The following is a 17,708-nucleotide window of genomic DNA, read 5'->3' as shown; positions in this document are numbered from 1 at the left end:
TCGCACAGCAGGAGAGAAGGTCGATGAACAGGAAGCCACGGGACGGTCAGCACCGGGACCAGGACGCCGACTGGATCTTCGCCATCGACGACCCGCACAGCCTGCCCACCGACCGGCTGCCGGACCGTGCCGCGTTCGACCGCTACGCCACCCCTCTGCTCGCGCGTCGGGGCGCCGCGCCGTCCCTGCCGGCCGGCGAGAACGAGACGGTCGACCCCAGCGGACTGGATCTCGCCGGCACGGACCTCGGCAGCCCGGACGTCACCGCGGAGCCGGCACCGGTGACCGGCGCGCTCCCGGTGCTGGAGAACGGCGACGTCGACTCGGACGCAGAGCGGGAGCTGGTCTCGCCGCTGTCGCGTCCGGGCACCGTCTCCTATGCGCGCTCGGGCACCACTCCGAACGCGGAGGATGACGAGATCCCGCTGAACGGCTTCGTGCTGCCGGACCGCTTCAAGGAGCTGGGCGTGTTCGACGCCCTGCGGGACGTGTTCGCCCTGGTCTGCCTGGCCACGGCGCTGACCACCACCTTCACCCTCGCCCAGAGCCCGCTGCTGGATCTGCTCGGGCAGATCGCCATCGGCACCGGGCTCGCGGCACTGCTGATCGTGCACCTGCTGCGCTGGGTCGCCGAGAAGCCGCCGCTGGTCGTCGTGCGCGTCCTGCGCGTGGTCGGCCTGCTGCCCGCGATGCTCGTCTCCGTCACCGTGATCGTCGCGGACCTGGTGCTCTCCCTGCCGAAGCTCTTCGCGTCCCTCCCCGAAGGGCCACCGGTGGGCATCGGCATCGGGGTCTCGCTGCTCCTGCTCGGCGCGATCCTGGGCATCGAGCCGCGTGCCCACGAGGGCTACCTGCCCCAGGCGCGGGCCCGGCGCGCGGCCAGGATCACGCTGCAGGGCGTGGCCGTGGCCACGGCGCTCTCCCTGCTGATCGCCACCGTGATGATCGTGGGCCGCGTGTTCACCACCGGCTGGGCGTTCTCGCTGATGACCTTCGCCAACGCACTGGTCTCCGCTCTGCTGCTGGGGATCGTGCTGTCCTCCGCGCTGCGCCGGGAGCGGTCCTGGTATGTCACCTCGACCGCGGTGGTGGGGGCGCTGGTGATCGCCGCACTCGCCGACAACAGCCTCGGGCTGCAGTTCGCCGCGCCGTTGAGCTTCGCCTCCGGCTTCGTCTACCTGCCGTTCCTGGTCGCCGCCTTCGGGCTGATGATCTCCCGCTCCTTCGTGCGGACCATGCCCGTCTCGTTCCGCCGCACCGACTGGCTGGTCTACACCGTGCGAGCCTTCGAGCTCAGCGCGATCATGCATGCCGCCGCCGTGATCTGGCACCTGCTGGCCGCGATCGTCGCGACCACGGGGCAGGCGCCCGGCAGCCCGGTGCTGCACCTGATCGATGCAGTGGTCGGCGGCTGCTTCGTGGTGGTCTCGTTGTTCGGGCGCACCTCGCTCCTCTCACGTCCCGCCGTGACCGCTCGGGCCAGCGGCGTGGTCGCCGCGCTGGTGCTGACGGTCGTCGGCTTCCTCGACGTGATCGTGAACTCGCTGGCGATGGCCGCCGGGGCAGGACTGGCCACCGGAGGGGTCGCGCTGTTCATCGGTCTCGCCGCAGCGCTGATGCTCACGGTGCCCGCCCCGGTGCGCGACGAGTTCGGCGCCCCGGACCTCACCAGGATGTTCGCCGACTTCCGGGCTCGTGACGGCGGGCGCATCTCGCTGCTGGACCGCGTCCCGGACGTCACCGAGGAGACGGCCCGCCGGAAGAACTTCCCCGCGGCCTGACCCGCCCCACCCTCCCCCTCCCCACCCCCTGGAGAACCATGTTCCGCTGGAGCCTGCACGGAAACGGCCGCACCATCGCCCCCGACGCGATCGTCCTGCCCGAGGAGCGGCTGGCCTGGCCGCTGACCATCGGCATCGGCGCCCAGCACGTGGTCGCCATGTTCGGCGCGACCTTCCTGGTGCCGCTGCTGACGGGCTTCCCGCCCTCGACCACGCTGCTGTTCTCCGGCATCGGCACCCTGCTGTTCCTGCTCATCACCCAGAACAAGGTGCCCAGCTATCTCGGCTCCTCCTTCGCGTTCATCGCCCCGATCACCGCGTCCACCGAGGCGGATTCGATGGGCGCGGCGCTCGGCGGGGTGATGGTCACCGGCGTGCTGCTGGCGCTGCTGGGGCTGCTGGTCCAGAAGGTCGGCACCCGCTGGATCGGGGTGCTCATGCCCCCGGTGGTGATGGGCTCGATCGTGGCCCTGATCGGCTTCAATCTCGCCCCGACCGCGTACCTGAATTTCCAGCAGTCGGCGGTCACCGCGACCATCACCCTGTTCGCGGTGGTGCTGTGCACCGCCCTGTTCAAGGGCCTGCTGGGCCGGGTCTCGGTGCTGCTGGGCGTGCTGATCGGCTATGCCGTGGCGGTCGCGCGCGGTGAGGTCGACTTCTCGCCGGTCGCCGATGCCGCCTGGCTGGGACTGCCCGAGTTCCATCACCCGGAGTTCAACCTCGGTCTGCTGCCGATGTTCCTGCCCGTGGTGGTGGTGCTGCTGGCAGAGAACGTGGGCCACGTGACCAGCGTGGGCCTGATGACGAACCGGAACCTGGACCACATGGTGGGCCGCACCCTCACGTCCGACGGTCTGGCCACCGCGCTCTCGGCCGGCTTCGGCGGCTCGCCGACCACCACCTACGGCGAGAACATCGGCGTCATGAGCGCCACCCGCGTCTACTCCACCGCCGCCTACTGGGTGGCCGGCGTCGTCGCGATCCTGCTCTCGCTCTCCCCGAAGGTCGGCGCCGCCATCTTCACCATCCCGCCGGGTGTGCTCGGTGGGGTGACCTTCGTGCTCTACGGCCTGATCGGCATCGTCGGCGTGCGCATGTGGGTGGACGGCAAGGTCGACTTCTCCCGGCCGAAGAACCAGTTCACCGCCGGAGTCGCCCTCGTGGTCGGCATCGCGAACGTGACCTGGACCTTCGGCGGCATCACCCTGACGGGCATCGCCCTGGGCACCGCCGCGGCACTGGTCATCTACCACCTGATGAACCAGCTGGGCCGCGCCACCGGCACCGAGCAGGTCCGCGAGCCCGCCGAGCAGGTCGCTCCCTCCCACGAGGTCTGAGGCCGGCCGCCGGCCCCGCTCAGCCGGCGGGGTGGTGCGCGGTGATCAGCGAGAACAGATCCTTCGGGTCATCCGGGTCGGCGATCACGTCGATCCACTCCAGCAGGTCGGTGCCGTGCGTGGCCTGCTGCGCATAGCGCAGCGCTGAGAAGTCCGCGAGAGCGAAGCCGACCGAGTCGAAGACGGTGATCTCCTCATCGTCGGTGCGGCCGGCGGCCGCCCCGGTGATCACCCGCCACAGCTCGGTCACCTCGAACTCGGGCGGCAGCTGCTGGATCTCTCCCTCGAGGCGGGTCTGCGGCTCGTACTCCACCACCACCCGCGCGTCCTCGAGCAGCGCGGGATCGAGCTCCGTCTTGCCGGGGCAGTCGCCGCCGATGGCGTTGATATGCGTGCCGGGCCGCACCTGGTCCCGGTGCAGCACCGCGGCGCGGGCCTTGTCGGCGGTGCAGGTGGTGATGATGTCGGCACCATGGACCGCCTCCTCGACGCTCTCGCACTGCGCGACGGAGAACCCCAGCGGCTCGAGATTGCGGCGCACCTTCTCGACCGCCGCGGCATCCACATCGGTCACGCGCAGCTGATCGATCCCGAGCACCGCACGAAAGGCGAGGGCCTGGAACTCGGCCTGGGACCCCGCCCCGATCAGAGCATGGACTTGCGCCCCGGCCCGCGCCATCTCGCGCGCGGCCAGGGCCGACTGCGCGGCGGTGCGCAGCGCGGTCAGCAGCGTCATCTCCGCGAAGAAGATCGGGTAGCCGTTGTCCACATCGGCCAGCACCCCGAAGGCGGTGACGGTCTGCAGACCGCGGGCCGGGTTCATCGGGTGGCCGTTGACGTACTTGAACGAGTACAGCTCCCCGTCGGTGATCGGCATCAGCTCGATCACGCCGAAGGGGGTGTGGCTGGCCAGGCGGGGGATCTTCTCGAAGGAGTCCCAGCGGTGCAGGTCCTCCTCGAGGAACTGCACGAGGCCGGTGAGGAGGGGCTCCGGGCCGTCGTGCTGGATCCAGCGGCTCATGCCGGGCACATCGAGCAGGTGGGGCATCGTTCTCATCTCCCGTCGGTGGGCGCGTCATCGCGCAGGGTTCAGGAGTGCTCTGACCTCCAGGATAGGCCGACGGGCGGGCCGCCCGGTGCGATACCGGCCGACCCGCCCGTCGGCGGTCGTGGCGTGGTGGCTCAGCGATGGCCAGGACCGCTCGGGAGCCGCCCGGGGCCGGCTCAGAAGAAGCCGAGCTTGTTCTCCGAGTAGGAGACCAGCAGGTTCTTGGTCTGCTGGTAGTGGTCGAGCATCATCAGGTGGTTCTCGCGGCCGATGCCGGAGGACTTGTAGCCGCCGAACGCGGAGTGCGCCGGGTAGGAGTGGTAGTTGTTCACCCAGACGCGACCGGCCTGGATCGCGCGGCCTGCCCGGTAGATGGTGTTCTGCTGCCGGCTCCACACGCCCGAGCCGAGCCCGTAGAGGGTGTCGTTCGCGATCGAGATCGCCTGGTCGTAGTCGCTGAAGCGGGTCAGCGCCAGCACCGGACCGAAGATCTCCTCCTGGAAGATCCGCATCGAGTTGTCACCCTCGAAGATCGTGGGCTCCACGTAGTAGCCGCCGGAGAGCTCCCCGCCGAGGTCCGCACGCCCGCCGCCGATGAGCAGCTTCGCACCCTCCTGCTTCCCGATGTCGATGTAGGACAGGATCTTCTCGAGCTGATCATTGCTGGCCTGCGCACCCATCATGGTGTCGGTGTCCAGCGGGTCGCCCACTGTGATCGCCTTGACCCGCTCGATCCCGTCGGCGACGAAGCCGTCGTAGATCGACTCCTGTACCAGGGCGCGCGAGGGGCAGGTGCACACCTCGCCCTGGTTCAGGGCGAACATCGCGAAGCCCTCGAGGGCCTTGTCGTAGAAGCTGTCCTTCTGCGCGGCGACGTCCTCGAAGAAGAGGTTCGGGCTCTTCCCACCCAGCTCCAGGGTCACCGGGATCAGGTTCTGCGAGGCGTACTGCATGATCAGGCGACCGGTGGTGGTCTCGCCGGTGAAGGCGATCTTCGCGATCCGCTTGTTCGAGGCGAGCGGCTTGCCGGCCTCGACGCCGAAGCCGTTGACGATGTTCAGCACGCCGTCCGGCAGCAGGTCGCCGATCAGCTCGGCGAGCACCAGGATCGAGGCCGGGGTCTGCTCGGCGGGCTTGAGCACGACGCAGTTGCCGGCCGCGAGGGCGGGGGCGAGCTTCCAGACCGCCATCAGGATCGGGAAGTTCCAGGGGATGATCTGGCCGACCACGCCGAGCGGCTCGTGGAAGTGGTAGGCGACGGTGTCGTCGTCGAGCTGGGAGAGCGCGCCCTCCTGCGCCCGGATGGCGCTGGCGAAGTAGCGGAAGTGGTCCACGGCCAGCGGCATGTCCGCGTTCAGGCACTCGCGGATCGCCTTGCCGTTGTCCCAGGTCTCGGCCACGGAGAGCATCTCGAGGTTGTCCTCGATCCGGTCGGCGATCTTGTTGAGGATCACCGCACGCTCTGCGACCGACGTGGTCCCCCAGGCCGGGGCGGCAGCGTGAGCGGCGTCGAGGGCCTTCTCGATGTCCTCGGCGGTGGAGCGGGCCACCTCGGTGAAGACCTTCCCGGTGACGGGGGAGGGGTTCTCGAAGTACTCGCCCTTGACGGGCGGGACCCACTGGCCGCCGATGTAGTTCTCGTAGCGGGGCTTGAAGGTGACCTTCGAGCCCTCGGTGCCGGGGTGTGCATAGGCAGTCATGGCGTTCCCTTCGCTGCAGTGCGGAGCCGACGACGGCGTCGGATGCCCAGCACCGTAACCCAGGTCACGTTGCATCGACGTTGCATGCAGCGGGGAGCCGGCGGCCTCAGTCCGTCTCGCCTCGCAGGGCTTGAGCTCGGGCCATCGCGGCGGAGCGCTCGGGGGCGTCCGACGGGGCGAGTGCGAGGATCGCCATCAGCACCTCGAGGTCGTCCTCCGTCCCAGGTCGCTGCGCGTACTGCCACAGCTGGGGGGAGGTGCCCTGCTCGAGCAGCAGTTCGCGCAGGTGCGCCTCGGTGCTGCGACGCAGCCGACGGATCGCGGGCGATTCGGAGAGCGGCAGCAGCTCCCCGACGCAGTGGGCGAGCACGCCCTCGAGGTCCCCGCGCTCGAGCGCGGCTCGGGCACGCAGCAGGTCGCTGTCCACCCGGCCGAGCAGGCGATACGGTCGCGACACGATCTGGAGATCGGGGAAGGCCGCGAGCGTCTTGCGCAGCCGCACCACCTCGGCGCGCACGGTGCCCTCGGCCGCGACGCTCCCGTGGAGCTGTTCAGCCAGCTCGCCGCCGCTGATGCCGTCGGGCGAGAGATGCAGCAGGGTCAGCAGCTCGGCATGGCGACCGCTGAGCTCGGAGCTCCGAGCACCCTGGCGCAGCAGCGGGGTGCGACGCCCGGTGAGCAGCAGCTCGGCGGGGGAGCGGGGCAGGATCCGCGGCCGGCGGGAGGTCGGGGCCGCTGCGGCAGGGCCGACGGGAAGCAGGGCGCGCAGCTCCTCCTGGACCGCGCGGGCGGTCGCCTCGAGCAGCGGCAGGACGAGCGGGGAGACCGCCTCGGCGGTGCCGGTGACATCGAGGACCCCGAGGGTCTTCCCGGTGTGGGGGTGCAGCACCGGGACCGCGCTGCAGCTCCAGGGATGGACGGCCTCGTGGAAGTGCTCGGCACCGACCACCTGCATCGAGGAGGCTGTGGTGAGGGCGAGCGCGGGGGCGGAGGTGCCCATGACGCGCTCGGACCAGTCGGCGCCGGCGGCGAAGCCCATGTCATCGGCGCGGGAGATCAGGTGCGGCCGTCCTTCGACCCACAGCAGCCGCCCGTGCGCGTCCCCGAGCGCGACCATCAGCCCGGCTTCGACGGCGGGTTCGATCAGTCGCGAGCGCAGCAGCGGCAGCACCGACGAGAAGAGATGCTCCTGCCGCGCGGCGGCGAGCTCCTCACCCTCGAGGACAGTGCCGGTGGGGAGGGCATCCGGGGGCAGGGAGGCGAGCGAGCGGCGCCAGGAGGCGAGCACCGGCTCTCGCACCGGATTCCGGTCGGGGCGGGTCTCGGCATTCGCGCGCAGGTTCTCGTGGGCGCGAAGGAGCCGTGCCTGGTAGGCAGAATCCGTCGGCGACCAGCGGATCGCGGTCATCAGAACTCATTCCGGGAGGCCGGAACGAGAGGGCATGCGTTGATCACGATTCACCTCGTCGTCGCTCGTGTCATAGCTGTGCTGACCGTACCGCGCCGTCGGGTGCGGGGCAAAAGGGACTGATGCGCGTCGAGGTGACAGCTGCGGGTGAGGGTAATAACCGTTCTTCACACTGCCGTCGTCCAGAAGACCCCATCGCCCACGGCGATCCGGGTCCGCTCCGCCGACAGGTGGTCTCGATGGCCGCGACCACCCGCGTACTCAGCCGCTCGCCGCCGACGCCTTCACTGGTACGTCGAACAGCACGACCCGATGTCGACACGACGCTCTGAACTGATCCGCGCTCCCCGTCCGACGACGGTCAACGCAAGAGGTCTGCCTGATCCTCGAGCGATCGAACGCCCGGTCGCTCAGCCCTCACCCTCCGAGCGCCCCGCACCTGCGCCCTTGCCCTTCCCGTTCGAGTGCGGCGGCGGGCCGGGCTGCCCGGCGTGGTCGGGCCTGCCGGTCTCTCCGGCGTGCTCCGGCGGTCCGGTCTGCTTCTCCCCGCCCTCGCCCGGCTCCTCGGGTGCTCCGGCCTGCGGGGCCACGAACACCGCGACGGTGTGGGCAGGGATCGTGACCGTGCCGCTCTCCGCATCCCAGGTCGCGCCCTTGACGACCTCGTCGGCGCCGCCGGCCTGCACCTCGTGCAGCTGGTAGCCGAGCCCCGCCATGCCCTCGATCGCCTCGGTGATCGGCTCGCCGGAGGCGTTGAACACGGTGACCAGCCCGTCGAGCGCCGGGTCCGCGTCCACGCCCACGGTGTCATCGACCCGCATCACCAGCAGTCCGGCGGTGGCGTCGGCGCCCGCGTTCGGGAAGCTGACCTTCTGCCGGATCAGCTCCGCGTCACCGAGGGTGAACAGTGCCGAGGAGGAGCGCAGGCGCAGCAGGTCCAGGGTGACCTCGCTGGAGAGCCCGATGTCCTCCGGGGTCGGAGTCTTGTGCGGATCCTCGAGCATCGGGACCATGAGGTCCCAGGCCTCGCCGTTCTTCTCCTCTGGGGGCAGGCCGTTGCCGAAGCCGTTGTCCTGCTTCGTCCAGTCGATCGTGTTGAAGTGGTCGCCGGAGTTGTAGCTGTCGCGGTCCAGTGACTTCGAGCGCATCAGGTCCGTGCCGCCGGCCCAGAACGAGGGGGACTGGCCCAGGGTCACCGTCGCGAGCGACAGCGTGTTCATCCGCACCCGCACATCCATGGGGGTGTCCTGCGGCAGCTTCCACGCGTTCATGTCGTAGAGCGCTTCGTTGTCATGCGCGTCGACGTAGTTGACCGTCTCCTCCGGACGGCTCGCGTAGCCGGCCGGAGCGCCGTTGTAGTCCAGCTGGTCACCGCGCACCACCTCCCCGGTCGAGCTCAGCAGCTCGTAGTCCGCGAGGTTGCCGGCCATCCCGAGGCGGATCAGGTCGGTGCGGTGACGCAGGTCGGTCAGCTGCTCCTCCTCGCCAACCTCCGCGAACCCGTTCGGCATCGTGGCGAGACCATTGCCGAAGCCCTGCACGGTGCGCTTGTCGGTGTCGAAGGGGCTGCCTCCGTGCACGGCATCCCGCAGTCGATCGTTGAAGGTGCCGATCGAGGTGCCGCCCAGCTGCCCCTGCGTGGCCTGTGTGAAGCGAGCGTTGTCGGCGATCTCGCCGAAGTTCCAGCCCTCGCCGTAGAGGTAGATGGACTTCCCGTCCACCCCGTCGTCCTCGAGCGTCAGCTCATCCAGCGCCTCGCGCACCGCGAGCATGTTCTCCACCGAGTGGTGGCCCATCAGATCGAAGCGGAAGCCGTCCACGTGGTACTCACGGGCCCACAGCACGGTCGAGTCGACCATGAGCTTCTGCGCCATGTCGTTCTCGGTCGCGATGTTCGAGCAGCAGGTGGAGTTCTCCACCCCGCCGTCGAGGTTCAGCCGCTGGTAGTAGCCGGGAACGATACGGTCCAGCACAGACTTGTCGGCCTGGCCGTGCGCGGCGGTGTGGTTGTAGACCTGGTCGAGCACCACCTGCAGGCCCATCGAGTGCAGCTCGCCCACCATGGAGCGGAACTCCCGCGTGCGCTCACCACCGATCTGGTGACCGTCGGTCGCATAGGAGCCCTCGGGGCTCATGTAGTGCAGCGGGTCGTAGCCCCAGTTGTAGGGGTCCTGGTCCGCGACCGCGGTCACCGCTGCCTGCTGCGCGGTGGAGGCAGGGCCGGCGTCGGCCGGGAGCTCCGGCTGGACCTGTGCGGCGCGGTCCTCCTCGATGGTGGCGATGTCGAAGGTGGGCAGCAGATGCACCGTGGTCACGCCCGCCTCGGCGAGCTCGCCGAGCCGCGCCGAGCCTGCCGAGTCCGGATGCCCGAAGGCGGCGTAGCTGCCCCGGACCTCCTCGGGAAGGGCCTCGTCCCCGGCGGAGAAGTCCCGCAGTTGCAGCTCGTAGATGGTCTGATCGGCGAACTGCGCGACCGTCGGGGCCGGAGTGTCCGTCCAGACCTCCGGCGCCCAGCGCGGATCCTCCAGATCCAGCACCACCGAGTGCTGCGAGTTCAGGGTCAGGCCCACGGAGTACGGGTCGGTGACGGTGTTGGTGACCACCTCGCCGAGGGCAGGCACGAACACGTCCACGGCGAAGGTGTAGGCCTGATCGGTCCATTCGGCCGCACCGGTCGAGGTCCACACGCCGCCGGCTCCGCGCTCCATCGCGATCTCGGTCGCGGCGGTGGCACGAGCGGCCGACGGATCACCGGCCGCCTCGGCCGGGCCGTGCAGCTGCAGCGTCACGCTCTGGGCGGTCGGCGCCCACAGCGACAGGGTGGGCACCCCATCGCTCCAGCTCACGCCGAGCTCCTGCCCGGCGGCGCCTGCCGCGAAGAGGTCATCGAGCACCCCGGGGATCTGCAGCCCGGTGAGGGCTTCGATGCCGTCCGGGCCGTACTGGGCCAGCGCCAGCTCACCGCGCAGCGCCTCCTCGAGCACCGCTCGGTCCAGCGCCGGCAGGTCGAGGGCGAGGAAGTCCTTCAGGTGCCCGCGACCGGCGAGCTCGGCCTCCTCCAGGCCGCCGTCCCGCAGGGTCAGCTCCCCGAGGCTCTCGCCGCCGGTGACCTCGCCCGCTGCGACGGTGAGCCCGCCGGTCGGTGCCGTGAACAGCTCCCAGCGGGTGCCGGACTCCGCAGTGACCAGGTTCGCGGGCCAGGCGATGGTGCCGGCGTCCACGAAGTGCCCCAGCTGCTTGCCGGAGACGGCGGTCAGCGGATCGGCGGCCTCGATGGTCAGCTGACGGGTGGCCAGATCGTAGGTGAAGGTCACGATCTCTCCGTCCTGGGTGGAGAAGGTGTAGTTGCCGCCGCCCGGCTCGCCGCCCACGCCGTAGCTCTCATCCCAGGATCCTCCGTGAGCGGCCTTCACCTCGTAGGACCCGCCGGGGATCGCGTCGGTGGTGAAGGTGTACGCGCCGTCGCCGTCGGGATCCTGCATCCAGGTGCGCATGCATCCGGGCATCCAGTCCTCGGGGCAGCCGAGCGCGGCGTTGAACGAGCCGGGCAGGGTGATGAACGGACCCTGGGCGCTGTTCTGCGCGACATGGGTGACCGGGTCGTACCAGAAGGTCAGCGGCCCGCCCTCGTGGGTGTAGGTGATGTCCGCGCCGCCGGGCACGCCGCCGGCGCCGTAGTTCTCGTCCCAGCTGCCCCCGACCGCGACCTTGAAGGCGAAGTCGCCGGCCGGCACGTCGAAGGTGCCGGTGTACTTCCCGGACTCGGCATCCAGGGTGAGCTGGGCTGCGGTGCAGTCCGGCTGCCAGTCACCCGCGCAGCCCATCGCCGCGTTGTGCGAGCCGGGGAGCGTCACGGACAGCTCGTCGATCGCGCCCGGGCCCTCCTCGGACCCGGCGGCGGAGAGGTCCGCGCCGACGACCGCGGTGGTCGAGTCCGCGACCCGGTTCCCGGCCGCGTCGGTGGAGACCGCGCGGTACTCGAGCAGGGTGCCGACGGGCAGCGAGCTGACGTCGTGGAACACGCGTGGGGTGTCGTCCTCCGCCGTGCCGAGCGGGGTCCAGGCGGCCTCCCCGGCGAGGCGCCAGCTGAAGGAGGTCTCGGCCCAGCGATCGGCGGTGACGTCGGCGCCGATCGGAGCCTGACCCTCGACCTTCGCACCGTCGACGAGATCAAGCGCGATCTCCTGCGCCTCGGCAGCTGCGGCGACGGGTGCATCGGCCACCAGCACCACGGCGCCGAGCGCGGGCACGGTGATCTCGAGCGTGCCGTCCGCCGCGGCGGTCTCCGGGGCGTGGTCGCCGTAGAGCGAGGTGTAGCTCGCGCCGGGGGTGAGGGTGGTGAGGGTGAGCGTGCGCGCCTCGGGGGCGTTGTTCAGAGCGACCAGGTGCTCGAGCTTCTCCTCGCGGTCCACGCGGGAGAAGGCGTAGATCCCGGCGCCGTCCTCGGCATGCAGCTCGATCTGCGCGCCGGTGGCGAGCGCGGGGGTGGTGTTCCGCAGCGTGGCGAGCTCGCTGATCAGCGGGTACAGCTGCGCCTCGGTCGAGAAGTGCTCGCCCTCGCCGTAGGGCGCGCCGTCGATCAGGGTGTCGTCGAGATAGGAGGGGACCTGGCTTCCGAACATCGACTGGCGGGCGTCCTTGTCGTTGCCGTCGCCCACGAAGCCCTGCTCGTCGCCGTAGTAGATCACCGGCTGGCCGCGGGTGAGCAGCATCGTCTGATGCGCGAAGGCGGTGCGCTCGCCGAGCCGGTCGGAGTCCCGCAGCAGATATCCGATGCGGCCCATGTCGTGATTGCCCACGAAGGTGGGCAGATCCGCGGCGGAGGAATCCGCCGTCGTGTAGAAGTCATCGGCCGCGAACAGACCGGCCATGCCTTGCGCGGTGAAGCCCTTCGCCCAGTTCGTCGCGGAGGACTGATAGGCGAAGTCGAGCACCGAGTCCATCTCGGTCTCGCGCACGTAGGGGGAGAGGAGCTTCGCGTCGGCGTCGTAGACCTCGCCGAAGGTGAAGAACTGCTCCCCGGCCGGGGTCTCGCCCTGGTGATCGACGAGGGTCGCGGTGAAGGCCTGCCAGAACGCGAAGTCGACGTGCTTGGCGGTGTCGATGCGGAAGCCGTCGATGCCGAAGTCCATCCAGGTGGTGTAGATGTCCTCCATCGTCGCGAGCACCCGCGGGTCCTCGGTCATCAGGTCGTCCAGGCCGTCGAAGTCGCCGAAGGTGACGGACTCTCCCTCCCACGTCGAGTTGCCGCGGTTGTGGTACATCGTCACGTCGTTCAGCGCCTCGGGGACCATCACCTGGTTCTCCGCCGAGCGCACCGGGGTGTAGGGGAACGAGCTCGCCGGATCCAGGGCCGGGAAGTCCGCGGACTGCGCGAGCGCGGTGACGTCCACCGGGGTCCCGGCCGCATCCAGGTACGGGCTGGTGGCCTGGTCGAGGTAGCCGTACTCGCCCTCCTCGAAGTCGATGAGGTCCGCGGTGTGGTTGGTGATGATGTCGAAGTAGACCTTGATGCCGCGCGAGTGGGCGTCCTCGATCAGCGCCTTGAGCTCCTCGTTCGTGCCCAGGTGCGGATCGATCGTGGTGAAGTCGGTGACCCAGTAGCCGTGATAGCCGGCGCTCGCGTCCTCGCCCTCGCCCTGGACGGGGTTGTTGGTGAAGGAGGGGGTCAGCCAGATCGCGCTCATCCCCAGGCCCTCGATGTAGTCCAGCTGCGAGTGGAGACCGGCGATGTCACCGCCCTGGTAGAAGCCCTTGTCCGTGGGATCGAAGCCGTGATCGAGGCGCTCGCCGTCGACGCCGCCGGTGTCGTTGCTCGGATCGCCGTTCTCGAAGCGGTCGGTGAGCACGAAGTAGAAGGTCTCGCCGCCGCCGGGATGGCGGTAGGGAGCGCTGGCGAGCTCGGCATCCTCCTCGGTGTACTCCCCGCCCTGGTCGGCGAGCGCGACCGAGAGCCGAGAGGTCTCCTCATCGAAGCGGAAGGTCACGCGGGTGGGCGCCGCGACGGCCAGCGGGATGTTGTCCTCGCCGCCGTCCAGGCCGAAGGCCGTCTCCCAGCTGCCGCCGATCGCTGCCTTGACCTCGTACTGCCCGGCGGGGACGTCGAAGGTCGACTCCCACTGCCCGGCCACAGCAGTGGGGGCGAGCGCGCTCGCCTCGCACGCCGGGTCCCAGTCCACCTCGCAGCCCAGCTCGTCCTGGAGAGAGCCGGTGAGCACCGGCTGGCCGGGTCCGACGGCGAACACCAGCGGCGCCGTGCCGAGGATCGTGGCCGTCGCCATCAGCAGCGCGCTGCCGACGGCGAGCAGACGGGTGGCAAGGGGACGTGCTGACTGCGGGACCGACATGCGGGGACTCCTCTGTCCGGGCAAGGGTGCCGGCCGGAGCCGACGGGGAGAGGCACGGAGACCTGCAAGAACGTGACGTTCTTGCAAGAGGGCTCCTGGCAACTGCCGCGACAGCGCGGCGATGCGTCGGAACGACCCTACGGCCTGCCCCGGAAGTCCTCAACGGAATGCGCAAACCTGCAAGAACTTTCATCACCGGCACCTCCAGCGGTGCTCAGACCGCCAGCATCCCGGGCGCCCCGGCGACCGTCACGATCACGGTCGTGGCGGCGAAGCCGGTCAGCACCGTGCACAGCAGCCACTCGCGTGCGCTGCCGGCGTTGCCCAGGAGCGGCACGGCGATGTCCCCGCTGCGCTGCCAGAGGGGCGAGGCGAGGTGCTTCGGTGGCCTCACGGTCAGCGGCCAGGTGGGGAAGGGGATCCCGTCAGTGGTGAGCAGGTCGCCGGCAAGATGGGTCAGCGCCCCCACCGCCACGGCGGCCGGGAGCCAGAAGGAGGTATCCGGGGCGATGACGCCGACCAGCACTCCCGAGCCGAGCCCCACCACCCAGGGCAGCAGCGGTCCCTCGACCACCTTCAGGGCCCGGGTCCCGAGGGCGCACATGAGGGTGACCAGGAGGGCGGCGCCGGCCTCGACCTCGCCCAGCACGGGCACCTGGACCTGCCAGTCGAGCCCGTCGACGACCATCGCCAGCGCGGTGAAGGCGGCGACGGCCAGAAGGGTGTGGGTCGCTCCCCGATGCCCGGCCGCCCTGCTGACCACTCGCGTGAGCGCCTTGGTGAGGCCGCCCCCGGAGCGGGAGACCGTGGCACCGGGATGGTCGATGTCCGGCAGCAGCGCGGCGCCGGTGGCGACCACGGCCCCGGCGATCACGTGCTCGGGGGACAGGTCCCACAGGTCCAGCCCCGCCGCATGCCCCAGCACCGGGGCAGAACCCGCCAGGGCCATCCAGGCGGCGGTGCCGCTGATCGCGTGATGTCCGCCCATCATGGGCATCGTCCTCCTCGGGAGTTGCTCTGCGTGGCCCCGCCAGGGGAAGGACGCGGACGGATCCGCTGGTGGGACGCGTGAGGTCATCGGGGGAGGAGGGCCGGGAGGAAGCGTACCGGCGGGTGGGGACGCACGAGAATCAGCTCGCGCACCTCCAGCTCGCGTGCCCTCAGCGGAGCCAGCGCGCTCCCCGAACGGGAGACCGACCGGTCGGGGTCCGGCCCCAGCCCTTCACCTCGCGGCCACCGGTGCCTACGTTGGGTGCTCAGCCGAGAACGTCCAGCAGGATCCGCCACCGTGCCGCGCCTCGCGCGGCGCTCGAGGGAGCACATCATGAGAGTCGCCGTCATCGGAGCCACCGGGAACGTCGGGACCGAGGTGCTGTCCGCACTGGGTCGTCGCCCTGAGGTGACCTCGGTCCTGGGCATCGCACGCCGTCTGCCCGAGACCTCCTCACAGCCCTATGCCGGTGCGGAGTGGGCAGCGGTGGACATCGGGGCCGCGACCACCGCTCAGGAGGCCACCGAGCAGCTCGTCGATGTCCTTCGCGGGGCGGATGCCGTGATCCACCTGGCCTGGCTGATCCAGCCGAACAGCCATCGTGAGCTGCTGCGACGGGTCAACGTCGAGGGGACGCGGCACGTCGCGCAGGCGGCCGTCGAGGCCGGCGTGGGCACCCTGGTGGTCGCCTCCTCGGTCGGGGCCTACTCGCCCTCCCCGGGGCGGGAGGTCCGGGACGAGTCCTGGCCGACCGAGGGCGTGCGCACCTCCCATTACAGCGTCGACAAGGTCGCGCAGGAGGAGGTGCTGGACGAGATCGCCGCCGCCCATCCCGAGCTCACGGTCACCCGGCTGCGGCCCGCACTGATCTTCCAGGGCGGGGCCGGCTCCGAGATCCAGCGCTACTTCCTGGGCGGCTGGATGCCTGTGCAGCTGCTGCGCGCAGGCCGCCCGCCGCTGCTCCCGCTGCCGCAGGGTCTGCGGATCCAGGCCGTCCACGCCGAGGACGTGGCCGCCGCCTACGCCGCGGCGGCGGTGCGGAAGCAGCCCGGTGCCTTCAACATCTGCGCCGATGACGTGCTCGGCGTGCAGGACCTCGCCCGACTCGTGGGGCACGGTCGCGCCGTCCAGCTGCCGGTGCCCGCGGTGCGCACGGCACTCGCCGCCGGGCATCGCGCCGGACTGGTCGCGGCCGACGCCGGCTGGTTGGACATGGCGATGAACGCCCCGGTCATGGACAACTCCCGCGCCAAGCGGGAGCTGGACTGGCAGCCCCGCCACAGCGCCGCCGACGCGCTGATGGAGCTGCTCGACGGGATGGCCGAGGGCCGGGGGGCCGATTCGGTGCCGATGCGACCGCGCGACAGCCGCCGGGCCCGTGTCCCAGGCAGCCGGATCACCGCCGGCGAGGGCGGGGGACAGCATGCCGGGACCTCCTCGCGGATCGACGACGGACTGCTCGGTCTGTACCTCTCCGACCACCTCACCGGTGCGACCGCGGGTATGGCGCGCATCGACCGGATGGTGGCCGACTTCGTGGATACCCCGGTCCATCCCACGCTCTCCTCGATCGCCGAGCAGATCCGTGCCGAGCGCCGCCTCCTCCAGCAGCTGATCGACGATCTCGGGCTGCGTCGACTGCCCCACCGGCAGGCGGTCGCCTGGCTCGGAGAGCACGCGGGCCGCCTCAAGAACAACGGCCGGCTGGTCAGTCGCTCCCCGATGACGATGGTGCTCGAGACCGAGCTGCTGCGCAGTGCGGTGCTCGGCAAGCGCGGCGGCTGGCAGACCCTCGCCGACAACGCCGAGGATCTGGGCCTGGACGCCGAGACCTTCCACGAGCTCGCGGAGCAGGCGCTGCACCAGCACGAGCGGCTCGACGAGGTCCACGCCTACGCCCGTCGCCGCGCGTTCCGCGTCGACCTCGAGACTCACACCCCTCAGGACTGAGGGCGGTACGAAGCGCAGCGACGCCAGGGTGCGATAGGAGTTTCCCGGCCTGTACGGTCGGTCCCGTGACGAGCGCACTGACCACGTACCTGGACCGCCTCACTCTCGCCCTCTCCACGGCGACGGTGCCCGAGATCTCCGAGGAGATCGGGGCGATCCTGCCTGATCGCGGCATCTCCGGCAGCGCCGAGGCCGTCGGGGACATCCCCGAGCTGTCCTATCTCTCCGGCGCGCGCGATGACCACCTCGGCATGGCCGTGTGCACGATCGACGGGGAGATCACCTCCGCCGGCACCGACCACGCCTTCCCCATGCAGTCGATCTCGAAAGCCTTCGCCTATGGGGCCGCGATCGACCTGCACGGGATGGACTACGTCGATTCCGTGGTCGACGAGGAGCCGACGGGCGAGGAGTTCAACGCCCTCAGCCTCGACCCGTACTCCAAGAAACCCAAGAACCCGTTGGTCAACATCGGCGCGATCCGCACCCACGCCATGCTGGGTCCCACCCAGGTCGACCGCACCAGGCGACTGCGCGAGGTGCTGGACGCCGCCGCCGGCCGTCCCCTCGAGCTGCACGAGGAGACCCGCGACGAGGAGCTGACCACCGCCGACCGGAACCTGGCACTCGCCTACATGCTGCGAGCGGCCGGCTCGATGAGTGAGGACGCCGCCGAGGTGGTCGCCGGCTACGTCGAGGGCTGCGCCGTGCTCACCACCGTCACGGACCTCGCGGTGATGGCCGCGACCCTCGCCTCCGGCGGCACCAACCCGCTCACCGGCGAGGAGGTGTTCTCCCGCGTCGCCGCCCGCCAGGTGCTCTCGGTGATGCTCACCTGCGGGATGTATGACAACGCGGGGGACTGGGTCGGGGACGTGGGCCTGCCCGCGAAGTCGGGGGTGGGCGGTGGGATCATCGCGGCCCTGCCCTCCCGCTTCGGCCTTGCCAGCTATGCCCCGCAGCTGGACCTGCACGGCAACTCCGTGCGCGGCACCTACTTCTTCGAACGGCTCAGCCAGGACTTCGCCCTGCACATGCTCGACGGCGTGGTGCCGCGGGACCTGGAGGAGTGCGCCCGGGAGCTGATGGAGGTGGGCACGCACCCATGATCATGCTGCTCGAGGCCGCCTTGCGCGGGGATGCGCC

Annotated in this window: 9 protein-coding genes; 4 read left to right on the top strand and 5 right to left on the bottom strand. The window is 70.4% G+C overall.

The window, feature by feature from the left end; translation table 11 throughout:
• Nucleotides 1–23 precede the first annotated feature (23 nt).
• On the top strand, nucleotides 24–1,781 hold the full coding sequence (locus Q0937_RS05640; RefSeq protein WP_299300624.1) for a hypothetical protein: 1,758 nt from the start codon (nucleotides 24–26) through the stop codon (nucleotides 1,779–1,781).
• A gap of 38 nt (nucleotides 1,782–1,819) precedes the next feature.
• Complete coding sequence (locus tag Q0937_RS05635; RefSeq protein ID WP_299300621.1) at nucleotides 1,820–3,118, top strand: uracil-xanthine permease family protein; 1,299 nt, start codon at nucleotides 1,820–1,822, stop codon at nucleotides 3,116–3,118.
• Between the two features lie 19 nt (nucleotides 3,119–3,137).
• Here Q0937_RS05635 and Q0937_RS05630 read toward each other — a convergent pair whose 3' ends face one another.
• From Q0937_RS05630 to Q0937_RS05610, 5 genes are all read right to left on the bottom strand, one after another.
• Complete coding sequence (locus tag Q0937_RS05630) at nucleotides 3,138–4,166, bottom strand: ornithine cyclodeaminase (protein WP_299300988.1); 1,029 nt, start codon at nucleotides 4,164–4,166, stop codon at nucleotides 3,138–3,140.
• A 176-nt stretch (nucleotides 4,167–4,342) separates the two neighbouring features.
• Entirely contained in the window at nucleotides 4,343–5,866 is a 1,524-nt protein-coding gene (locus Q0937_RS05625; protein WP_299300618.1) for an aldehyde dehydrogenase family protein, read from the bottom strand.
• A 106-nt stretch (nucleotides 5,867–5,972) separates the two neighbouring features.
• Nucleotides 5,973–7,274, bottom strand: a complete 1,302-nt coding sequence (locus Q0937_RS05620; RefSeq protein WP_299300616.1) for a GAF domain-containing protein — start codon at nucleotides 7,272–7,274, stop codon at nucleotides 5,973–5,975.
• A 410-nt stretch (nucleotides 7,275–7,684) separates the two neighbouring features.
• On the bottom strand, nucleotides 7,685–13,621 hold the full coding sequence (gene pulA / locus Q0937_RS05615; RefSeq protein WP_299300613.1) for a pullulanase-type alpha-1,6-glucosidase: 5,937 nt from the start codon (nucleotides 13,619–13,621) through the stop codon (nucleotides 7,685–7,687).
• A gap of 214 nt (nucleotides 13,622–13,835) precedes the next feature.
• Nucleotides 13,836–14,612, bottom strand: coding sequence for a metal-dependent hydrolase (locus tag Q0937_RS05610; protein WP_299300610.1), 777 nt, complete (start codon nucleotides 14,610–14,612; stop codon nucleotides 13,836–13,838).
• A 333-nt stretch (nucleotides 14,613–14,945) separates the two neighbouring features.
• On the opposite strand from Q0937_RS05610, the gene Q0937_RS05605 reads away from it, so the two are divergent.
• Nucleotides 14,946–16,562 carry an NAD-dependent epimerase/dehydratase family protein gene (locus tag Q0937_RS05605; RefSeq protein ID WP_299300608.1) on the top strand — a complete coding sequence of 539 codons (1,617 nt, stop codon included), beginning with the start codon at nucleotides 14,946–14,948 and terminating at the stop codon, nucleotides 16,560–16,562.
• A 65-nt stretch (nucleotides 16,563–16,627) separates the two neighbouring features.
• Nucleotides 16,628–17,671 (top strand): glutaminase A, encoded by a 1,044-nt coding sequence (glsA, locus tag Q0937_RS05600; RefSeq protein ID WP_299300605.1) that lies wholly within the window; start codon nucleotides 16,628–16,630, stop codon nucleotides 17,669–17,671.
• Nucleotides 17,672–17,708 lie beyond the last annotated feature (37 nt).

Source organism: uncultured Brachybacterium sp. (assembly GCF_947500705.1).
In the GTDB taxonomy this organism is placed as follows: Bacteria; Actinomycetota; Actinomycetes; order Actinomycetales; family Dermabacteraceae; genus Brachybacterium.
This window is presented reverse-complemented; position numbering and strand designations above follow the sequence as displayed.